This is a genomic window from Nostoc sp. 'Peltigera membranacea cyanobiont' 232 (assembly GCF_002245985.1).
In the GTDB taxonomy this organism is placed as follows: domain Bacteria; phylum Cyanobacteriota; class Cyanobacteriia; order Cyanobacteriales; family Nostocaceae; genus Nostoc.
This window is the reverse complement of the sequence record NZ_NOLK01000064.1, coordinates 28,680-44,826: the sequence shown is the minus strand read 5'-3', so window position 1 is coordinate 44,826 and position 16,147 is coordinate 28,680. Positions and strand designations below refer to the sequence as shown.

Annotated in this window: 19 protein-coding genes and 1 pseudogene; 14 read left to right on the top strand and 6 right to left on the bottom strand. The window is 43.2% G+C overall.

Features of this window, described 5'->3' with window-relative positions; genetic code table 11:
- Positions 1–254: pseudogene (locus CDG79_RS21015) on the bottom strand (gephyrin-like molybdotransferase Glp); the annotation flags it as partial.
- A 328-nt stretch (positions 255–582) separates the two neighbouring features.
- Here CDG79_RS21015 and CDG79_RS41210 point away from each other — a divergent pair.
- Positions 583–828, top strand: coding sequence for a hypothetical protein (locus CDG79_RS41210; protein WP_143855535.1), 246 nt, complete (start codon positions 583–585; stop codon positions 826–828).
- Here the strand turns inward: CDG79_RS41210 and CDG79_RS21010 are convergent.
- On the bottom strand, positions 795–1,112 hold the full coding sequence (locus tag CDG79_RS21010) for a hypothetical protein (protein ID WP_094343850.1): 318 nt from the start codon (positions 1,110–1,112) through the stop codon (positions 795–797). The two genes, CDG79_RS41210 and CDG79_RS21010, sit on opposite strands and share 34 nt — an antisense overlap.
- A 200-nt stretch (positions 1,113–1,312) precedes the next feature.
- Here CDG79_RS21010 and CDG79_RS21005 point away from each other — a divergent pair, with 200 nt between their 5' ends.
- The 4 genes from CDG79_RS21005 (at position 1,313) to CDG79_RS20990 (ending at position 4,533) form a co-directional block, all read left to right on the top strand.
- Positions 1,313–1,870, top strand: coding sequence for an RDD family protein (locus tag CDG79_RS21005; RefSeq protein WP_094343849.1), 558 nt, complete (start codon positions 1,313–1,315; stop codon positions 1,868–1,870).
- 43 nt (positions 1,871–1,913) lie between these two features.
- The gene (rpmG, locus tag CDG79_RS21000; protein WP_094333178.1) at positions 1,914–2,108 is read left to right on the top strand and encodes a 50S ribosomal protein L33; all 195 of its coding nucleotides are present in this window, start codon (positions 1,914–1,916) and stop codon (positions 2,106–2,108) included.
- Positions 2,109–2,110: 2 nt separating this feature from the next.
- Positions 2,111–2,326, top strand: coding sequence for a 30S ribosomal protein S18 (gene rpsR / locus CDG79_RS20995; protein ID WP_012411240.1), 216 nt, complete (start codon positions 2,111–2,113; stop codon positions 2,324–2,326).
- A gap of 146 nt (positions 2,327–2,472) precedes the next feature.
- The gene (locus CDG79_RS20990) at positions 2,473–4,533 is read left to right on the top strand and encodes a ribonuclease catalytic domain-containing protein (protein ID WP_094343848.1); all 2,061 of its coding nucleotides are present in this window, start codon (positions 2,473–2,475) and stop codon (positions 4,531–4,533) included.
- 279 nt (positions 4,534–4,812) lie between these two features.
- On the opposite strand, the gene CDG79_RS20985 is transcribed toward CDG79_RS20990, so the two are convergent.
- Positions 4,813–5,352: a GrpB family protein gene (locus CDG79_RS20985; protein ID WP_094343847.1), complete on the bottom strand. Its 540-nt coding sequence runs from the start codon at positions 5,350–5,352 to the stop codon at positions 4,813–4,815.
- 113 nt (positions 5,353–5,465) lie between these two features.
- Between CDG79_RS20985 and rpmI the strand changes: the two genes are divergently transcribed.
- From rpmI to CDG79_RS20965, 4 genes are all read left to right on the top strand, one after another.
- Positions 5,466–5,663, top strand: a complete 198-nt coding sequence (gene rpmI, locus CDG79_RS20980) for a 50S ribosomal protein L35 (protein ID WP_094333173.1) — start codon at positions 5,466–5,468, stop codon at positions 5,661–5,663.
- Positions 5,664–5,682: 19 nt separating this feature from the next.
- Complete coding sequence (gene rplT, locus CDG79_RS20975; protein WP_094333172.1) at positions 5,683–6,039, top strand: 50S ribosomal protein L20; 357 nt, start codon at positions 5,683–5,685, stop codon at positions 6,037–6,039.
- 12 nt (positions 6,040–6,051) lie between these two features.
- Complete coding sequence (locus CDG79_RS20970; RefSeq protein WP_094343846.1) at positions 6,052–6,867, top strand: transporter substrate-binding domain-containing protein; 816 nt, start codon at positions 6,052–6,054, stop codon at positions 6,865–6,867.
- Positions 6,868–6,985: 118 nt separating this feature from the next.
- Positions 6,986–7,510 carry a tetratricopeptide repeat protein gene (locus tag CDG79_RS20965; RefSeq protein WP_094343845.1) on the top strand — a complete coding sequence of 175 codons (525 nt, stop codon included), beginning with the start codon at positions 6,986–6,988 and terminating at the stop codon, positions 7,508–7,510.
- Positions 7,511–7,525: 15 nt separating this feature from the next.
- Here CDG79_RS20965 and CDG79_RS20960 read toward each other — a convergent pair whose 3' ends face one another.
- Positions 7,526–8,797, bottom strand: a complete 1,272-nt coding sequence (locus CDG79_RS20960) for an FAD-binding oxidoreductase (protein ID WP_223278235.1) — start codon at positions 8,795–8,797, stop codon at positions 7,526–7,528.
- Between the two features lie 290 nt (positions 8,798–9,087).
- Positions 9,088–9,927, bottom strand: coding sequence for a hypothetical protein (locus CDG79_RS20955; RefSeq protein ID WP_094343843.1), 840 nt, complete (start codon positions 9,925–9,927; stop codon positions 9,088–9,090).
- Positions 9,928–10,113: 186 nt separating this feature from the next.
- Here CDG79_RS20955 and CDG79_RS20950 point away from each other — a divergent pair, with 186 nt between their 5' ends.
- The 5 genes from CDG79_RS20950 to CDG79_RS20930 all read left to right on the top strand — a co-directional run bounded on the left by CDG79_RS20950 (position 10,114) and on the right by CDG79_RS20930 (position 15,737).
- A complete protein-coding gene (locus CDG79_RS20950) occupies positions 10,114–12,096 on the top strand; it encodes a primary-amine oxidase (protein WP_094343842.1) in 1,983 nt (660 codons plus the stop codon).
- A 119-nt stretch (positions 12,097–12,215) separates the two neighbouring features.
- On the top strand, positions 12,216–12,785 hold the full coding sequence (locus CDG79_RS20945; protein ID WP_094343841.1) for a peptidylprolyl isomerase: 570 nt from the start codon (positions 12,216–12,218) through the stop codon (positions 12,783–12,785).
- Positions 12,786–13,532: 747 nt separating this feature from the next.
- A complete protein-coding gene (bchB, locus tag CDG79_RS20940; RefSeq protein WP_094343840.1) occupies positions 13,533–15,059 on the top strand; it encodes a ferredoxin:protochlorophyllide reductase (ATP-dependent) subunit B in 1,527 nt (508 codons plus the stop codon).
- A gap of 87 nt (positions 15,060–15,146) precedes the next feature.
- Positions 15,147–15,482, top strand: coding sequence for a DUF6883 domain-containing protein (locus CDG79_RS20935; protein ID WP_094343839.1), 336 nt, complete (start codon positions 15,147–15,149; stop codon positions 15,480–15,482).
- Positions 15,483–15,485: 3 nt separating this feature from the next.
- Positions 15,486–15,737 (top strand): DUF4926 domain-containing protein, encoded by a 252-nt coding sequence (locus CDG79_RS20930; protein WP_094343838.1) that lies wholly within the window; start codon positions 15,486–15,488, stop codon positions 15,735–15,737.
- Between the two features lie 42 nt (positions 15,738–15,779).
- Here CDG79_RS20930 and CDG79_RS45540 read toward each other — a convergent pair whose 3' ends face one another.
- Positions 15,780–16,043 carry a transposase gene (locus CDG79_RS45540; RefSeq protein WP_094343837.1) on the bottom strand — a complete coding sequence of 88 codons (264 nt, stop codon included), beginning with the start codon at positions 16,041–16,043 and terminating at the stop codon, positions 15,780–15,782.
- Positions 16,044–16,147: the final 104 nt, after the last annotated feature.

Sequence of the window (16,147 nt, the reverse complement as noted above, 5' to 3'; positions counted from 1 at the left end):
CCAGCCGGAATATCTTCAACAATTTCTAAAACGGTGGGTTGTTCGGCGCTAGAGTGCTGCACATCTTCGTAACGAACTGCGTAACCATCCATTGCCGAATTATCCCAATGGGGAAAATCTAACGGACTGGTGACAGGCACTGCTAAAATCCGGCTATCGGCTGCCAATAAGTCTACAACTTCTATATCCCGTTGACGATCCAACGGTTGGACTAAATTTAAAATAATTGCTTGTGCATCGCTGACTGATACCATAGCGATCGCCTCCGACTTTTTCTTTTATCCCTGTAAAGTAACACTGAGTCTACTCTTGGGTAGCTTTGTCTAGATTTTTATAAGCGGTAAATCCCAAACTACACACTGCTAATAAGCGATGATAGTTCACTTATTGTAGTGGCTGTATTATTTGGTAAAAAACCAAAGAAGTATGATCTTTTTTGCTTGGTTTTGTGATGTTTACATATTTAGTTTTCAAGGTTCGGTTAAGCGATCGCTCGTGGGTATTTATTTTTGGGCAAGTGGTTAGACGTGAGTTGATTTTGGGATTGCTAGTTATAGCCCTATTCCAACCGCGAAAATTTTTATGACAAATCAAGAACCTGCTCAGAATGAAAAGACCATGATTATTTGGGGGCTTTTGGTTGTCTCCATAATTTGCCTGGCTCCTTTTGGAATTGGTCTAATCCTTAGAGGATCTTCGGATAATTCCAGTAGTGGCAACTGCTACGAGCAAGCAGGGCAAGAAATACTCAAAAGGGAAGGCAGTAAAGCTGTGAGTAAGTCTGATATAGAACGCTATAACAGCGAACTTAGAAACCGTTGTGGGTAAGTGGGCAGATAGCTTGGGGTCTTTAATTCTCTAAATGGATCAAAAAACGAAACTGAGAGAGACTGCAAGCTTTTCGTAGTTCCCAAACCTGCTTCCGAAATGACACTTTGAATAGTTGTTGTATCGTAGTTAAATGAACCTTTGGCTGAATAACCTGTGTCTCCCTTCCAGTTAAAGTTGAACTCAGCAGCATCAGCTAGGTTGTGAGTGCTTATAGCGATCGCTAACACTAAAGCAATAGTCGCCACCATCCTAATAGCTCTTTTCGTAAACAGATGTGTCATAGATACAACTTCCAAATAGTTTCTCCTACAATACAATACTTCTCAAAAACAGACTCTTGTGGGTTGGGCAACATCAGGGCGCTGATTATGGAACTTTTATGTGCAACAGAGTTTAAACGCCAAACCCAAGTCATCACCTTAATATAAAAAACAGGAGCGATCGCTATTCTCCAACCCCTAAATAAAAATACCTATTTTGTATGACTATCGAACGACTTCCCCAAAAACACTATCCCAAGGCTGAAATTGGGCGACGAGGTATGGCATTAGGACTTGATTTCCTTGGTGTCTGGTTAGTCAGTTCCCTACTAGGAGGCGGCGATATTGGGATTCAATTTTTGCAAATCCTAGTTTTTGTGATATTTTGGCTGGTTTTGCGGGTGCTAGTGCCATACAACAATCAAGGGCAAAGTTTAGGGCGTTGGGCATTCGATTTAAAGGTGTTGTCAGTCGAAGACGGGGAAGTAGTGGGCAGAATCCCAGATTTGCCTTCATTGGTGAAGCGAGAAGCGATTATCGGCTTGGGTGCGCTTTTAGTGTCAATTGCCCTGAGCAATATTAGAGCCAATCCCACTGCTATACTGCTAGTACTTCCCCTAACAATTGATTGTGGGACTGCCCTCTCTGATACCCAGATGCGGCAAGCTTTACACGATCGCTATTGTAAAACTTTCATCGTTTCGTCGCGTCGTGGCTACTCCCTTGATATAAAAGTTAAAAGATTAGTTGAAAATATGCGGCGGAATGTGAGAAGATAGTCATTTGTGTTAATTCTCTTCAGGCTTCACTGTTTGTAAGATTATGGCTAAGAGTAAAGGTGCCCGCATTATTGTGACACTAGAGTGTACCGAGTGTCGGACAAATTCAGATAAGCGTTCGGCTGGTGTTTCACGTTATACCAGCACCAAGAATCGCCGCAACACCACTAACCGGCTAGAACTGAAAAAGTTCTGCACCCACTGCAACAAACATACCGTTCACAAGGAAATTAAGTAGAGATGAGTTATTTCCGTCGTCGTCTTTCTCCCATCAAGCCAGGAGAACCAATCGATTATAAAGATGTTGATTTATTACGTAAGTTTGTCACCGAGCGGGGTAAAATACTGCCACGTCGGATTACTGGACTAACGTCTCAGCAACAGCGAGAGTTGACATTAGCAATTAAACGTTCGCGGATTGTGGCCTTGTTGCCATTTATCAATGCGGAAGGCTAAAAAGAGGAGAGACGCGATTAATCGCGTCTGTACAGGAGAGACGTGATTAATCGCGTCTGTACAGGAGTTAAGAATCAAAACTCCTAACTCCTAACTCCTAACTTGAAACTATTTAAACTGTTCACCAAAATTAGAGTGCGAGAGTTGTGGAGAAGGGGACGCTAGTTGAATTTAGGGTTCAAGGCGATCGCCGTCTGGGCATCGTAGAACGTCCAGACGGAAAAACCCGCTGGTTTGTGGTAGACGACCGTGGTCAATCCCACAGCCTCGCGCCTAGACAAATAACTTATACAGTTACCAAAGAGACCTACAAGCCCTCAGAGATTGCCAGCTTTTTAGAGCAAGTCAACCCTTATCTAGACCCATCTAGCTTAGAGATAGCTTGGGAATTACTGGTTGAAGATGGGGAAACAGTCACCTCAGAACTGATGGCGAATCTGCTGTTTTCGGAATCAGCCGCGCCTCATTGTTACGCCGCCCATTGCTTGTTATCAGACGACAAACTCTATTTCAAGCAAAAAGGAGACGCTTATGAAGCCCGAACTGCTGCTCAGGTGGCAGAACGCAAACACCAGATGGAAGTAGAGGCATTAAAAGCTAAAGGACAGCAGGAATTCTTAACTCGTGTAGAACAGGCACTCAAAGGTGAAGCAGTAGAGTGGGGGCGGCACGATCGCCAGCGCTTAGAAGGACTAGAAAAATACGCAGCGCTGATAGCTGACACCGTGCGGACGGGGGTTAATTATGACTCCTTAGCTCGCGCTTATCCGCCAAGCGCTCCAGTATTAGAAACGATGACCATGCTGGGACGGCCCACAACGCCCCAAGGGGCCTTTCAACTATTAGTAGATTTGGGTTGCTGGAGTCCTTATGAAAACCTGTTCCTGCGTCGTTCTTCAATTCCGATTCAATTTCCTAATAAGGTATTAGAAGTGGCGCAACAGCGTTTGGATTTCCCGCCGATTGACTCAGATACAAACCGCCTCGATCTGACTCACCTAAAGGTCTACACCATTGATGATGAAACTACCACAGAGATCGACGATGGTCTAAGTTGGGAAGTCATGCCCGATGGACGGGAGCGCCTGTGGGTGCATATCGCCGATCCCACTAGATGGTTAGTGCCGGAAGGTGAATTAGATTTAGAAGCCAGAAAGCGGGGTAGTACAGTTTATTTACCTACGGGGATGATTCCTATGTTCCCAGAGGTATTGGCAACTGGGCCAATGAGTCTAATCCAGGGAAGGGTTTGTTGCGCCCTAAGTTTTGGAATTATTTTAGGCACAACTGGGGGAGTTGAAGATTATAGCATTCATACCAGTTCTATTAAGCCGACTTATCGCCTTACCTACGAAGATGTAGATGAAATGCTGCAATTACGGGTACAGGCAGAACCAGAAATTGCTGCGATCGCAACTTGGGCACAAAAACGCAAAGCTTGGCGTTATGCTCAAGGGGCAATTAGCATCACCATGCCCGAAGCAACGATCAAAGTCAAAGGTGAAGAGATCCACATTGACATTTTGGACGATTCCCCATCACGGCAAGTAGTCGCAGAAATGATGATTGTTGCCGGTGAAGTTGCAGCTCGTTATGGTAAAGCTCATAACATACCTTTACCTTTTCGCGGTCAACCCCAACCGGAATTACCTCCAGAAGAAGAATTACTGCTACTTCCAGCCGGATTCGTTCGCGCTTGCGCTATGCGTCGTTGTATGCCCAAAAGTGAAATGAGCATTACGCCTCTGCGCCATGCTGGTTTGGGTTTGGATACCTACACCCAAGCAACCTCTCCCATCCGCCGCTACAGTGACTTGCTTACCCACTTCCAATTGAAAGCCCATTTGCGCGGTGAAGTTCTGCCATTTTCCGCAGATCAACTTAAAGAAGTGATGATGACTGTCAGCAGCATCACCCAAGAAGTGACGATGGTAGAACGGCAAACTAATAGATATTATGCTCTAGAGTATTTACGCCGTCATCCAGAGGAAACTTGGGAGGTAACAGTGTTGATGTGGCTGCGGGAAGACAGTAACTTAGCCCTAATTTTGATCGAAGATTTGGGTTTGCAGTTACCAATGGTTTTCAAACGTTCTGTGAACTTGGGCGAACAGATAGTAGTGAAAGTTAGCCACGCCGATCCGCAAAAAGATATGATCCAGTTTCAAGAAATAGTTTATCAAGAAGCCCAAACAGCCGCGAATTAATTCGTAATTCGTAATTCGTAATTATTTGATGAAATACTCTTCGTAGTAGCTATCTCATCTTGGAATGAATTCCAAAGAAACGATAATGCCCGATGGTAAGCTGATGTGCATCTAAATTGTATAGTACGAAAACGTAAAATTATTGTAGTGCGGGCATCTTGCGCGTATCGCATATACAAATTAAATACGCAACAGCTTACAATTCAAAAATAGACTAAAGAATTCATTCGCAAATTGCTTTAGATCCTAAAATTAGCGCCAGTGGTAAAAGTTAATTTATTACTGGCTTTGGTTTTTCCCTATCTCCTCACACCGTGCTTTTGCCATCACAGCTTGGATATAATCATTTTTACCATTGGTATAAGCCTCGCGATCGCTCCGAAAACTTGCCGCCAAATCGCGTTTTAAAGCTTCATATCGTTTTGCCTCTTCAGGATGCCTCCTCAGATAGTCGCAAAATAGCTTGCGTTCCCAAAATTCGCTGTTAACCTCGACTATATGAACATGGTGAGTACGTTGCTTTCCGTATGGTGGCATTCCTTTCACAAAAAACATCCGTCCAGGATCTGGGTTTTCACGCCAATAAACGTATCCCAACGATTCCAATATCGGAACAGCAGATTTCGCATCTACTAAGGAACGTACTCCTAGCATGATGTCAATAATTGGTTTTGCGGTCATTCCTGGTACTGCCGTACTACCAATATGTTCAATTTCCACAACTAAGTCATTGCCTAGTGCCTGCCAAAGCCGCTCGGCTTCTTGTGCAAACAAAGTCTGCCACCGTGGGTCATATTCGACTATATTTACTTCATCCATCTGTGAAATTAATTTTGTCTACGGCAGGCGTGGCTAGTTAAATCGTTTACTTAATTTCCATTACAACAATTTTATTAGTATAATAATGGATCGTGTCGAATTAAAGCTATACCATGCCTAAACTCAAGACTCGTAAAGCCGCAGCGAAGCGATTCCGTGCCACCGGCACCGGTAAAATCGTCCGTCGGAAAGCTGGCAAAAGCCACCTTTTAGAACACAAATCTTCCGACAAAAAGCGTAGCATGTCCAAAACCGCCCTTGTACATGAACGCGATGAACTCAACGTGCGCTTAATGCTCCCATATTTGTAAGTCCTTCAGGAAATAAGTTATGACACGGGTAAAACGCGGTAATGTAGCTCGGAAGCGCCGCAGTAAAATTCTCAAACTAGCTAAAGGTTTTCGCGGTTCTCACTCAACTCTGTTTAGAACTGCCAACCAACAAGTAATGAAGGCGCTACGGAGTGCCTACCGCGATCGCAAAAAGAAAAAGCGCGATTTTCGTCGTCTCTGGATCACCCGCATTAACGCTGCTTCAAGACAACACGGCTTGAGCTACAGCCAGTTGATCGGTAACTTGAAAAAAGCTGATATCCAATTAAATCGCAAGATGTTGGCACAATTAGCAGTCCTCGATCCAGCTAGCTTTGGCAAAGTCGCTGAACTAGCAGTTCAAGCTAAAGGATAAAGGTGGCCACGGATGCATAACAGATGTAACAGATGGCAAGTAATTACTCGGTTACATCTGGTATTATCCGCCACTATTTTTTGGATATGTTGCTTTTCCATAGTGGGGACAGGATTCACTGCATCTGCCGCCGAAATGTCAGAAATTCAGCAGCGCGGCTATGTAACTGTAGCTGTCAAAGATAACTTGCGTCCCTTGGGATTTAAAGATGCCAGTGGCAATTTGCAAGGCTTTGAAATTGATTTGGCACAGCGATTAGCACTTGACTTGGTTGGGAAAGCAGATGCTGTCAAATTGAAACCTGTAGCGAATCGCGATCGCCTGTCTGTAGTCTTAGACAAGAAAGTTGATTTTGCGATCGCTAGGGTGACAGCAACCGAGTCACGCAGCCGGATAGTTAGTTTCAGTGTTCCCTACTATTTGGATGGCACTGTATTAGTTACAAAAGATGCCTCTGTGCAGCAGTTGAGCGATTTGGTAAAACAAAAAATTGCTGTACTCAACAACTCCAGCACTATTGCTAAAGTGCGGTTTTATCTGCCAAACGCCGAGTTGGTAGGAGTAAATTCTTATGACGAAGCGCGAGAGCAAATAGAAAGTAATGCCGCTGTAGCCTTTGCCGCAGATACTACCGTTCTAAGCGGTTGGGTGCAACAATATCCTCAATATCGGCTACTGCCAACTAAGCTCTCAACTGAACCCTTGTCTGTAGTTACGCCCAAAGGGTTGCAGTACGATCAGTTAAGACGCAATGTTAATCTAGCGATCGCTCGTTACTTAGAACAAGGTTGGCTCCAGCAACGCTCTCAATATTGGGGTTTACCGTAAATTGGTCATTGGTAATTGGTCATTAGTCATTAGTCATTAGTCAATAACAAATGACAAATAACAAAGGACAAATGACAAATGACAAATAACAAACTTTATAATATTTGTATTTGCAGCAATGGATAACAGTCTAGCCGTTGTTTATCTCTCAATTTTGGTGGTTATACTCACAATTGCGGCCGTGGGTGTTCTTCGCCAGATTTTCAAAACTCGCAAAATTGAAGGCTCCTTTGCGAAATTGCGAAAGAAGTTAGAGAAAGAAAAGGGTACAACTCAAGAATATTATGAGTTAGCCAGTATTTATTCAGAAAAAAAATTGTATTCCCAAGCGATCGCGCTGTTTCAAAAAGCTCTGAAAGCTGCCGAAGAAGAGGAAGAAGAAAATATTGCCCCTATTTATAACGGGCTGGGTTATATTTATTTTACCCAAGAGCAATATGACTTAGCAATTCGTCAGTATAAAGAAGCCCTAAAATCTAAACCAGACTACGTAACAGGGTTGAATAATATTGGACACGCTTATGAGAAGAAAAAATTAACTACTCAGGCGTTACAAAGCTACGAAGAAGCACTAAAGCTCGATCCAAATAACCCTATTGCGAAACGCCGTGCGGAATCATTACGGCGTTTGGTTTCTGCGTAATTGCTGAGAGCTAGCTTAGGGTTTGATGTTCTGGTTGAGATGGAAAATGTTCTCAGGATCATACTGCTTCTTGATCTGTACCAAGCGATCGTAGTTAGAGCCGTAAGCCGCCGCGACACGATCGCCCTCCTCTTCAGTCATGAAGTTAATATAGACACCAGCAGAGGCATAAGGTGCAGAAGCTTGGAAAAACTCACGTGCCCAGGCAATGCCTATCTCATCGTGCGCTACATCATCCCATCGTCCATGCACGTTAAGCACAAACTTCGCATCCCGATGGTAATATGCCGTGGCATCTGGCGAGACGCGGTTGGATGCCCCGGCAATAAATCCTATGAAGATTTCGCACTGTGGTGAGGGTAGCTTGCTTGCGAATTCCACGATCGCATCCAGTACTCCATCATGTAACTCTGTGAAATTATGAGATTTCCAGTAGTTCCTAGCACCACGTGTAAGCAAGGGGTCAAAAGCTTGCTGCCATTCTACGTAAGGCTGAACACCGATGTGTTCGCCATAGGCATCACCAAAATTACGTAGAGGTTCGATCAGTTTCTCACCCTCTACAATATCACCTACATAAAAGACAGCCAGCACGACTACCTCTTTGCCATGCACATTCACAGGAAGAAAAGGCAGTGGCGGAGCCTTGCGAAGTACTACCCATACATTGAGTTCTTCGGGGGCTGATTCAGCAAATTTCTGATACTGTGTCAGTACTTGTTTGGCTTGGCTAAACGGAAAAACGATCAACCCAGCCAATATTTCAGGACCCACAGGATGAAGAGCGAATTCAAACTCAGTTACGATCCCAAAGTTCCCGCCGCCACCTCGAATCGCCCAGAAAAGGTCAGCGTTTTCGTTTTCGCTTGTTCGTATCTTATTCCCATCTGCTACGATCGCTTCCGCAGAGACAAGATTATCGATCGTCATGCCGTACTTACGCGTCAACCAACCAAAACCGCCACCCAAGGTAAGACCTGCTATACCAGTGGTTGAATTAATTCCCACTGGAGTAGCTAACCCATGCACCTGTGCCGCTTTATCAAAATCAGCAAGTGTGGCACCTGGTTCGACATAAGCACGCCTCTTGTGAGCATCAATGCGGACATTCGTCATCTTTGAAAGATCAATCATCAGACCGTTATCACATACAGCGTTCCCTGCGATGTTATGTCCAGCGCCCCTGATTGATATTTCCAGCCCGTTCTCTCGCGCAAATGTGATTACATGGGGAACATCATCGGCTTCTGCACACTGCACGATGACAGCAGGTCTGCGATCGATCATCGCATTCCATATTTTGCGAACTTCGTCATAACTCGGATCATCAGGAAGCACCACATGACCCTTCACATTGGTCTTCAGCCCCTCAATCGTTTCATTCAGTAGCGTCATGGTATTCTCCTACTGTTTTAAAAGTAATGCTTAAGTCAACGATACAATCTCTTACCTTTCTATAAATATTTGTATGAAAAGTTAGTAAAAACTTACTTAATACTTAATTAAAAGTTACTCTAAATAACAAAAAGAAATAGTGGGTTTTTGTAAAAACCCTCGAAAAGGGATTAGGGATTTTATCAATTTCCGAATCTGAAGTAATCGACCCTAACTAAATCAGGTACAGAAATGATTTCCTGCCTACGTCCATCTGCATCATAACCAAGAACTAAACCGAATCCTGGATTTTGAACTCGATAGCGATCGCCACGTCTAAGAGAATATTCTCCTAGTAAATATCTAGAGTCAATGGCAGGATCAAACGCATCATAATCAAGCATAAGCTGACGTGGAAAATTCCAGATATTGCCAATCTCTTCGGCTGTTACTTGGCGACGACGCGACCAGAAGTATGCTATTTGTTGGGCTTCGGAGTACTCATCATCTTCGAGATCATCATCATCTTCAAGATCATCTGGGTACGGAAACAATAGATATCGCTGCGACTGAATTCCATATTCATTAGAATCGTCAGTTAACTCACCATCTGACCCCCTGAAGTATTCAACCAATTCTCCACCCTCAAATAAGTCATAGCCGATTTCGCAAGCACTGTCGCTTACAAGCAAACTGATAACTGCTTGTCCTAACTGTTTGGAAAGTTGAGCTAACTCGTTTGATTCCAAAATTGATGGATAAGACAGATCGGCAGCAATCAGAATCGACCAAGGGTGTCCAACTAGTTGATAGGCGAACACAACAAAACCGTCTAACACTTCGATTTCCGCTCCCATGACATTACGCTGGGATGCGATCGCTTTTTCAGCAAGAGCATCAGATAGCTGATTTAATGGTACTTTCACAAGTACAACTGCATCATTTCGATCGATTGATTCAATACCTCGCCTTTCAGACCAAGGGCGTGTAAAATGCTCTGCTGCCTCACGCATGAATTGCTCGTCCATACTGTTGTCTTTCATTGATCTCGATCCAGTTGACCTCTTTTGATAAATTATGAGCTACATCAACTGGATTAAGGAATATATTGGGTTTCGCTACTGGGGACACTATCAAGAAATTAATTTAGCTTTAGCTTTTTAATTTATCGGGTTTCAGACTTCGGCTTAGAAATAGATAACTATACGTCTTTTGTAAGAATGTAAAAGATGATTAAACGGCTAAGGCGTTTTTCGTGGCTAGCTATTGCCATAATTGTTTTTATTTCTCTCTCACTTGGATTAACGGGAATATTGACGGCTCAACAGCCTTCGATTTCCCATCCTCTCACTTCACTAACCGAGGTAGAAATTAGTACAGCCGTTTCGATCATCCAAAGAGAAAAAACTTTGAGCGAAATGGCAGCTTTTCCACTTATCGCTTTACAAGAACCAGATAAAGAAGAAGTTCTGAAATTTACACCCGGTAAAGCTTTTGGACGAAAAGCTTTTTTGGTAATCTATGAGCGATCGCTCAATAAAACATACGAAGGTATCGTCGATCTAAAAAGCAAAACTTTAAATTCCTGGAAAGAAATCCCCTCTGTTCAACCTGCGATCGTCGCTTCAGAATATGAACTTGCAACTCAGGTAGTTAAAGCCGATCCTCGATGGCAAAAAGCGATGCAAAGGCGGGGAATTACCGATTTTGATCGAGTCAAAATCACTTCATGGGCCCCAGGAATCCTGAGTCAACAGGAAGAAGCAGCAGGTAATCGTCTTTGCCGCAGTCTATCTTACTACCAGGGACAACACTGGAATTATTACGGTAGTCCCATTGAAGGAGTAGTAGCAACGGTCAATTTAAACACAGGTAAAATCGTCAGTTTCGTTGATCGGGGAAACGTACCTTTCTCTAAAGAAAACTGGAACTATGACGTAAAATCTTTAGGGAAATTACTTTCAGCACCTAAAGTATTAAAACTTCTCCAACCTAATGGTAAAAGTTTTCAAATCAAAGAGAATGAAATTAGCTGGCAAGGTTGGAAGTTTCGGTATTTAATGCATCCCCGTAGTGGATTGGCATTGTATCAAGTGACATACGATGACGGGAAAAATGTCAGACCAGTTTTATACCGAGCTAGCATATCGGAGATGGTAGTTCCTTACGGCGATCCAAATCCCACTTGGTCGTTTAGGAATGCATTTGATGTTGGGGAATATAATCTTGGTCTACTAGCAAATACGATGGAGTTAGGTAAGGAAATTCCTGAAAACGGTTTTTTGCTGGATGCTGTATTTGCGAATGAGCAAGGAGAACCTTATAAGATACCAGGGGTTGTCGGGATCTATGAACGCGATCGCGGAATGCTGTGGAAACACTATGATTACAATACTCGGCGTAATGATGTCCGTCGCAGTCGAGAATTAGTCATAACGATGACTACGGCTGTTGACAATTATGATTACAGCCTTAATTGGATTTTTCACCAGGATGGGACTTTGGAAGTCCAAAATGAGTTAACAGGTATCGTCCTGGCGCAAGGAACGGCTGCCCAAGAGCAATCTGAGGATAATTCTTATGGTCGGCTAATCGCTAAAAATATCTTTGGAGTAAATCACCAGCACTTTTTCAACTATCGCCTGGATTTCGATGTCGATGGTCAAGCTAACTCTGTGATGGAAATGAACGTGAAAGCTTTGCCGATGAATGAGAAAAATCCATTAGGAAATGCGATCGCAGTTGCAGAAACCCCACTCACAAAAGAAACGGCTGCTGTGCGCGATTTGGATATGAAAAGCAGTCGGGAATGGATGATTGTGAGTGCAGACAAGAAAAATACATTAGGGGCTGCACCTGGATATATGCTGATGCCTGAAGGAAATTCTATATTTTTCCCAGTGGAAGGCTCGAAAATCCGTCAACGGGCAGAATTTGCAACTCATCACGTTTGGGTGACAAAATATAAGCCTACTGAACTCTATGCTGGGGGCGATTATCCCAACCAAACTCAACCAGGACAGGGTTTGCCAAAATATATTGCCGACGATGAACCCTTGATGGGTGAAGATATCGTACTGTGGTACACAATAGGCGTAACTCATATTCCGCGATCGGAAGATTGGCCTGTGATGCCTGTTCACCAAGTTGGCTTTAAGCTAGTCCCTAGAGGATTCTTTAGCCGGAATCCAGCGATAAATTTGCCTGAGTAAAATATTTATTTGCTCAAGTTTTCTCCCTTCAGTTTTTTTGTCATGTCTAAAGGGAGCAACTTGAATGCTGATAAACTTATATAGGTCAAATACAGGCACTTGTTAAAATAGGATATCTAATGAACTTTCCAGAAATTAATATTCCCGGTAATGGCAAGCTGCACGCTCGTTTAATTACTTCCTTGGGTGAAATTGTAGTTCGTTTGGAAGAAGAGCGAACCCCCAACACCGTCAAAAATTTTGTTGGTCTAGCAACCGGAACAATCGACTGGAAAGACCCTAAAACTGGTGAATCTGGTAAGGGAACTCCAGCTTACGATGGAGTTCGCTTTCACCGGGTCATCCCAGATTTTATGATTCAGTGTGGCGATCCCCTGAGTCGTTATCTAGATACAGCCAACCGTTGGGGTACTGGTGGCCCGGGATATCAATTTGAGGATGAGTTTCATCCTGAATTGAGACATACTGGTGCAGGTATCCTGTCAATGGCTAATGCTGGACGCGGTACAAATGGTTCGCAATGGTTCATTACAGAAGCACCAACACCTCACCTTGACAACAAACACAGTGTTTTTGGTGAAGTTGTCCAAGGTCTAGATATAGTCAGCAAGATCGCTAATGTGCCTACCAGTAGAGATCGTCCGAATCAAGAAGTGGTCTTACAAAAAGTAGAAATTTTTCGCCAGTAATTAACACCTCTCTAGATTAATTTCTACTCCCTCGAATGAACAAATCGCGCTAGTTATATTCCCCAATTTTTTCCTTGTTTAAGGAGGGTTAGGGGGATATTAATACTACAACCTGATTCTTTACAAACATCCTCTGAGAGGATGTTTGTATTTTTTGAAAAGTTATACATAAATTTTCTAAATTGATTGGTGATATTTAATACACTTTCTTTGTCATGCTGCGCCAAACCCTTTTAAATTCTTTCTTTCTTCGTGTCCTACCCTGCGGGAAGCCCTTCGGGTTCAGCAGTCACTCATGGGGGAAACCCCCTTGGCGCTAGCCTCTCCCTTTGGGAGAAGACCGCGCTGCTTCACCGCTCCGCGTCTATGTGTCCAACTCTTACGAGACGCTGCGCGAATGCGGTTCGTTTTTCTTTCTTTTTTTTGTACTTAAATATGATTTAGCCCATCTTCATACAGAATTGGCATAACATACCACCCCAAATTGAAAGCAAATTTGCCGAAAAATTAAGATTTATTTTAAAAAAGCAACAGTAATCTTGTTAAATTCAGAAGCTAGATTCTAATCAGGAACAAGGTTTGAGCGATGCCTACGTCTACATACCGCAGCTAAAACCCTTACAACTCTTCACTTCATCAGGGATACAACTTTTGAGACAATCAGAAACGATTTAATAATAATCAAGCACTTATAGTCCATTCTTATCGGACTCCGTGTTATTTCTGTTGAAAAGGGAGAACACAAACATGAAATTGGCTTACTGGATGTATGCAGGCCCAGCCCACATCGGCACTCTGCGAATCGCTAGTTCTTTTAAAAATGTCCATGCGATCATGCACGCCCCCATTGGCGATGATTACTTTAACGTCATGCGCTCCATGCTATCGCGGGAGAGGAATTTCACTCCGGTAACAACCAGTGTCGTCGATCGCAACGTTTTGGCGCGTGGTTCCCAAGAGAAGGTGGTTGATAACATCGTCCGCAAAGATGCCGAGGAACACCCCGATCTGATTGTGTTAACTCCCACTTGCACCTCCAGCATTTTGCAAGAGGATTTGCACAACTTTGTCGAACGGGCGCAACTGGAAGCCAAAGGAGACGTAATGCTAGCGGATGTGAACCACTACCGCTACAACGAACTCCAAGCCGCCGATCGCACTTTGGATCAAATTGTCCAATACTATATTGAAAAAGCGCGGAAACGGGGCGAATTGGCAGAGGGTAAAACTGCAAAGCCCTCGGTGAACATTATCGGTACTACTACCCTTGGTTTCCACAATAATCACGACTGCACCGAACTGAAAAGGCTGATGGCTGACTTGGGAATTGAGGTAAATACCTTAATTCCTGAAGGCGCTTCGGTGAATGACTTGAAGAAGATGCCAAAAGCTTGGTTTAACCTCATACCTTACCGCGAACTCGGTTTAACCACCGCTCGTTACCTGGAAGAACAATTTGGCACACCTTATATAGACATTACTCCAATGGGTGTAGTGGAAACTGCCCGTTGTATTCGCAAGATTCAGCAGGTAATTAACGCTCAAGGTGCAGAAGTTGACTATGAAAACTTCATCAATGAGCAAACCTTGCATGTCTCTCAGGCTGCTTGGTTCTCCCGTTCCATTGACTGTCAAAACTTGACTGGTAAAAAAGCTGTAGTCTTTGGTGACAACACCCACGCCGCCGCCATTACCAAGATTCTGGCGCGAGAAATGGGGATTCATGTTGTTTGGGCTGGAACCTACTGTAAATATGATGCAGATTGGTTCCGCGAACAGGTGAGCGAGTATTGCGATGAAGTGCTAATTTCCGAAGATCATGGTGAAATTGGGGATGCGATCGCTCGTGTCGAACCCTCTGCCATTTTCGGAACCCAAATGGAACGCCACGTTGGTAAGCGTTTGGATATTCCCTGCGGCGTAATTGCAGCACCAATCCACGTCCAAAACTTCCCCATTGGTTACAAACCATTTATGGGTTACGAAGGCACGAATCAGATTACAGATTTGATCTACAATTCCTTCACTTTGGGAATGGAAGATCACCTATTAGAAATCTTCGGTGGTCATGATACCAAAGAAGTAATTACTAGAGGAATTTCTGCTGATTCTGATTTGAATTGGACAAAAGATGGTCAAGTAGAATTGAATAAGATTCCGGGATTTGTGCGCGGTAAAGTGAAGCGTAATACTGAAAAATTTGCCCGCGATCGCGGTTTCAAAGAAATCAACGCTGAGGTATTGTACGCCGCGAAAGAAGCTGTCGGGGCTTAGTTTTTTAGCCGACAAATAAAAATTAGTGGGGAGTTAAGAACAATCTTGACTCCCCGTTTTTATGGTGTATTGATTATAAATAACATAATGAAAATACCATCAGGTTTAATCATTCAAGATGAGAAAATAACTAAATACCTACTTGTTTATCAACCTAAAAGTGATAAATCAAGATATCTAGCTTTAGCAGGATATAATCTTGATAACTGGGAACTTCTTAAGAACGATATAATAAATGCTGTAGAAAGTTCTGAAATTGCAAAAGTTACCCCTAGTGACTGGGGGACTCAGTTTGAGGTTCAAAGCGAGTGGTCTGGGCCTAATGGTCGATTAATTAAGGTAATTACTATCTGGCAACAAGATGAAGAAACAGAACTTGTTAGATTTATTACACTATATCCTGAAAAATCACGGGAGAATTAAACGATGACAACAGCTAGTTTATTTCAGTGGGTAGAACTTAAGCAAGATGTTCCTAATAGCCCTATAAAAGCTGGTAATAGGGGGGTTGTATTGGATCATTTACGTCCTACTAAAACTCAGCAAGAGCCAGGATATATTTTAGAAGTTTTTAAGGACGGTGAAACTCTAGATGTTGTTTCTGTGCCTATTTCCTGGGTCAACCCTCTACCTGAAACCTGGGGAAGTATTGAACATGATATAGCGGTATGCATTTGAATGAGATACGAACTTGTGTACTATAGGTTTGATTTACTGAATTTAAGAGTTACTTGGAAGACTTGATACTGGTTCTACGTATTCAGTGATGCAATAGCAACAATGAGTAAACCAGTGATGAATATCTTGAAGAGAGACTTGTTGAAAAGCCCTGTTAATGGCTTGAGCTAAATCATGATAGGTGCGAGGAGCGATAGAACGAATAAATTCTTTAACCTTTGACCAACAGTTTTCAATGGGGGAGAAGTCAGGGGAATAGGAAGAGAGAAAGTGTAGAGTAGCTCCCAATACTGCTCGGTTAAGCATTTTTAACTCGGAATCGGGTTTGGGGAAAAGGGTAAAGGGTAAGGGTTAAAGGTTTTTTCTTTCCCTTTTCCCTTTCCCCTTTTCCCCAAAACCCGAGAAGTATT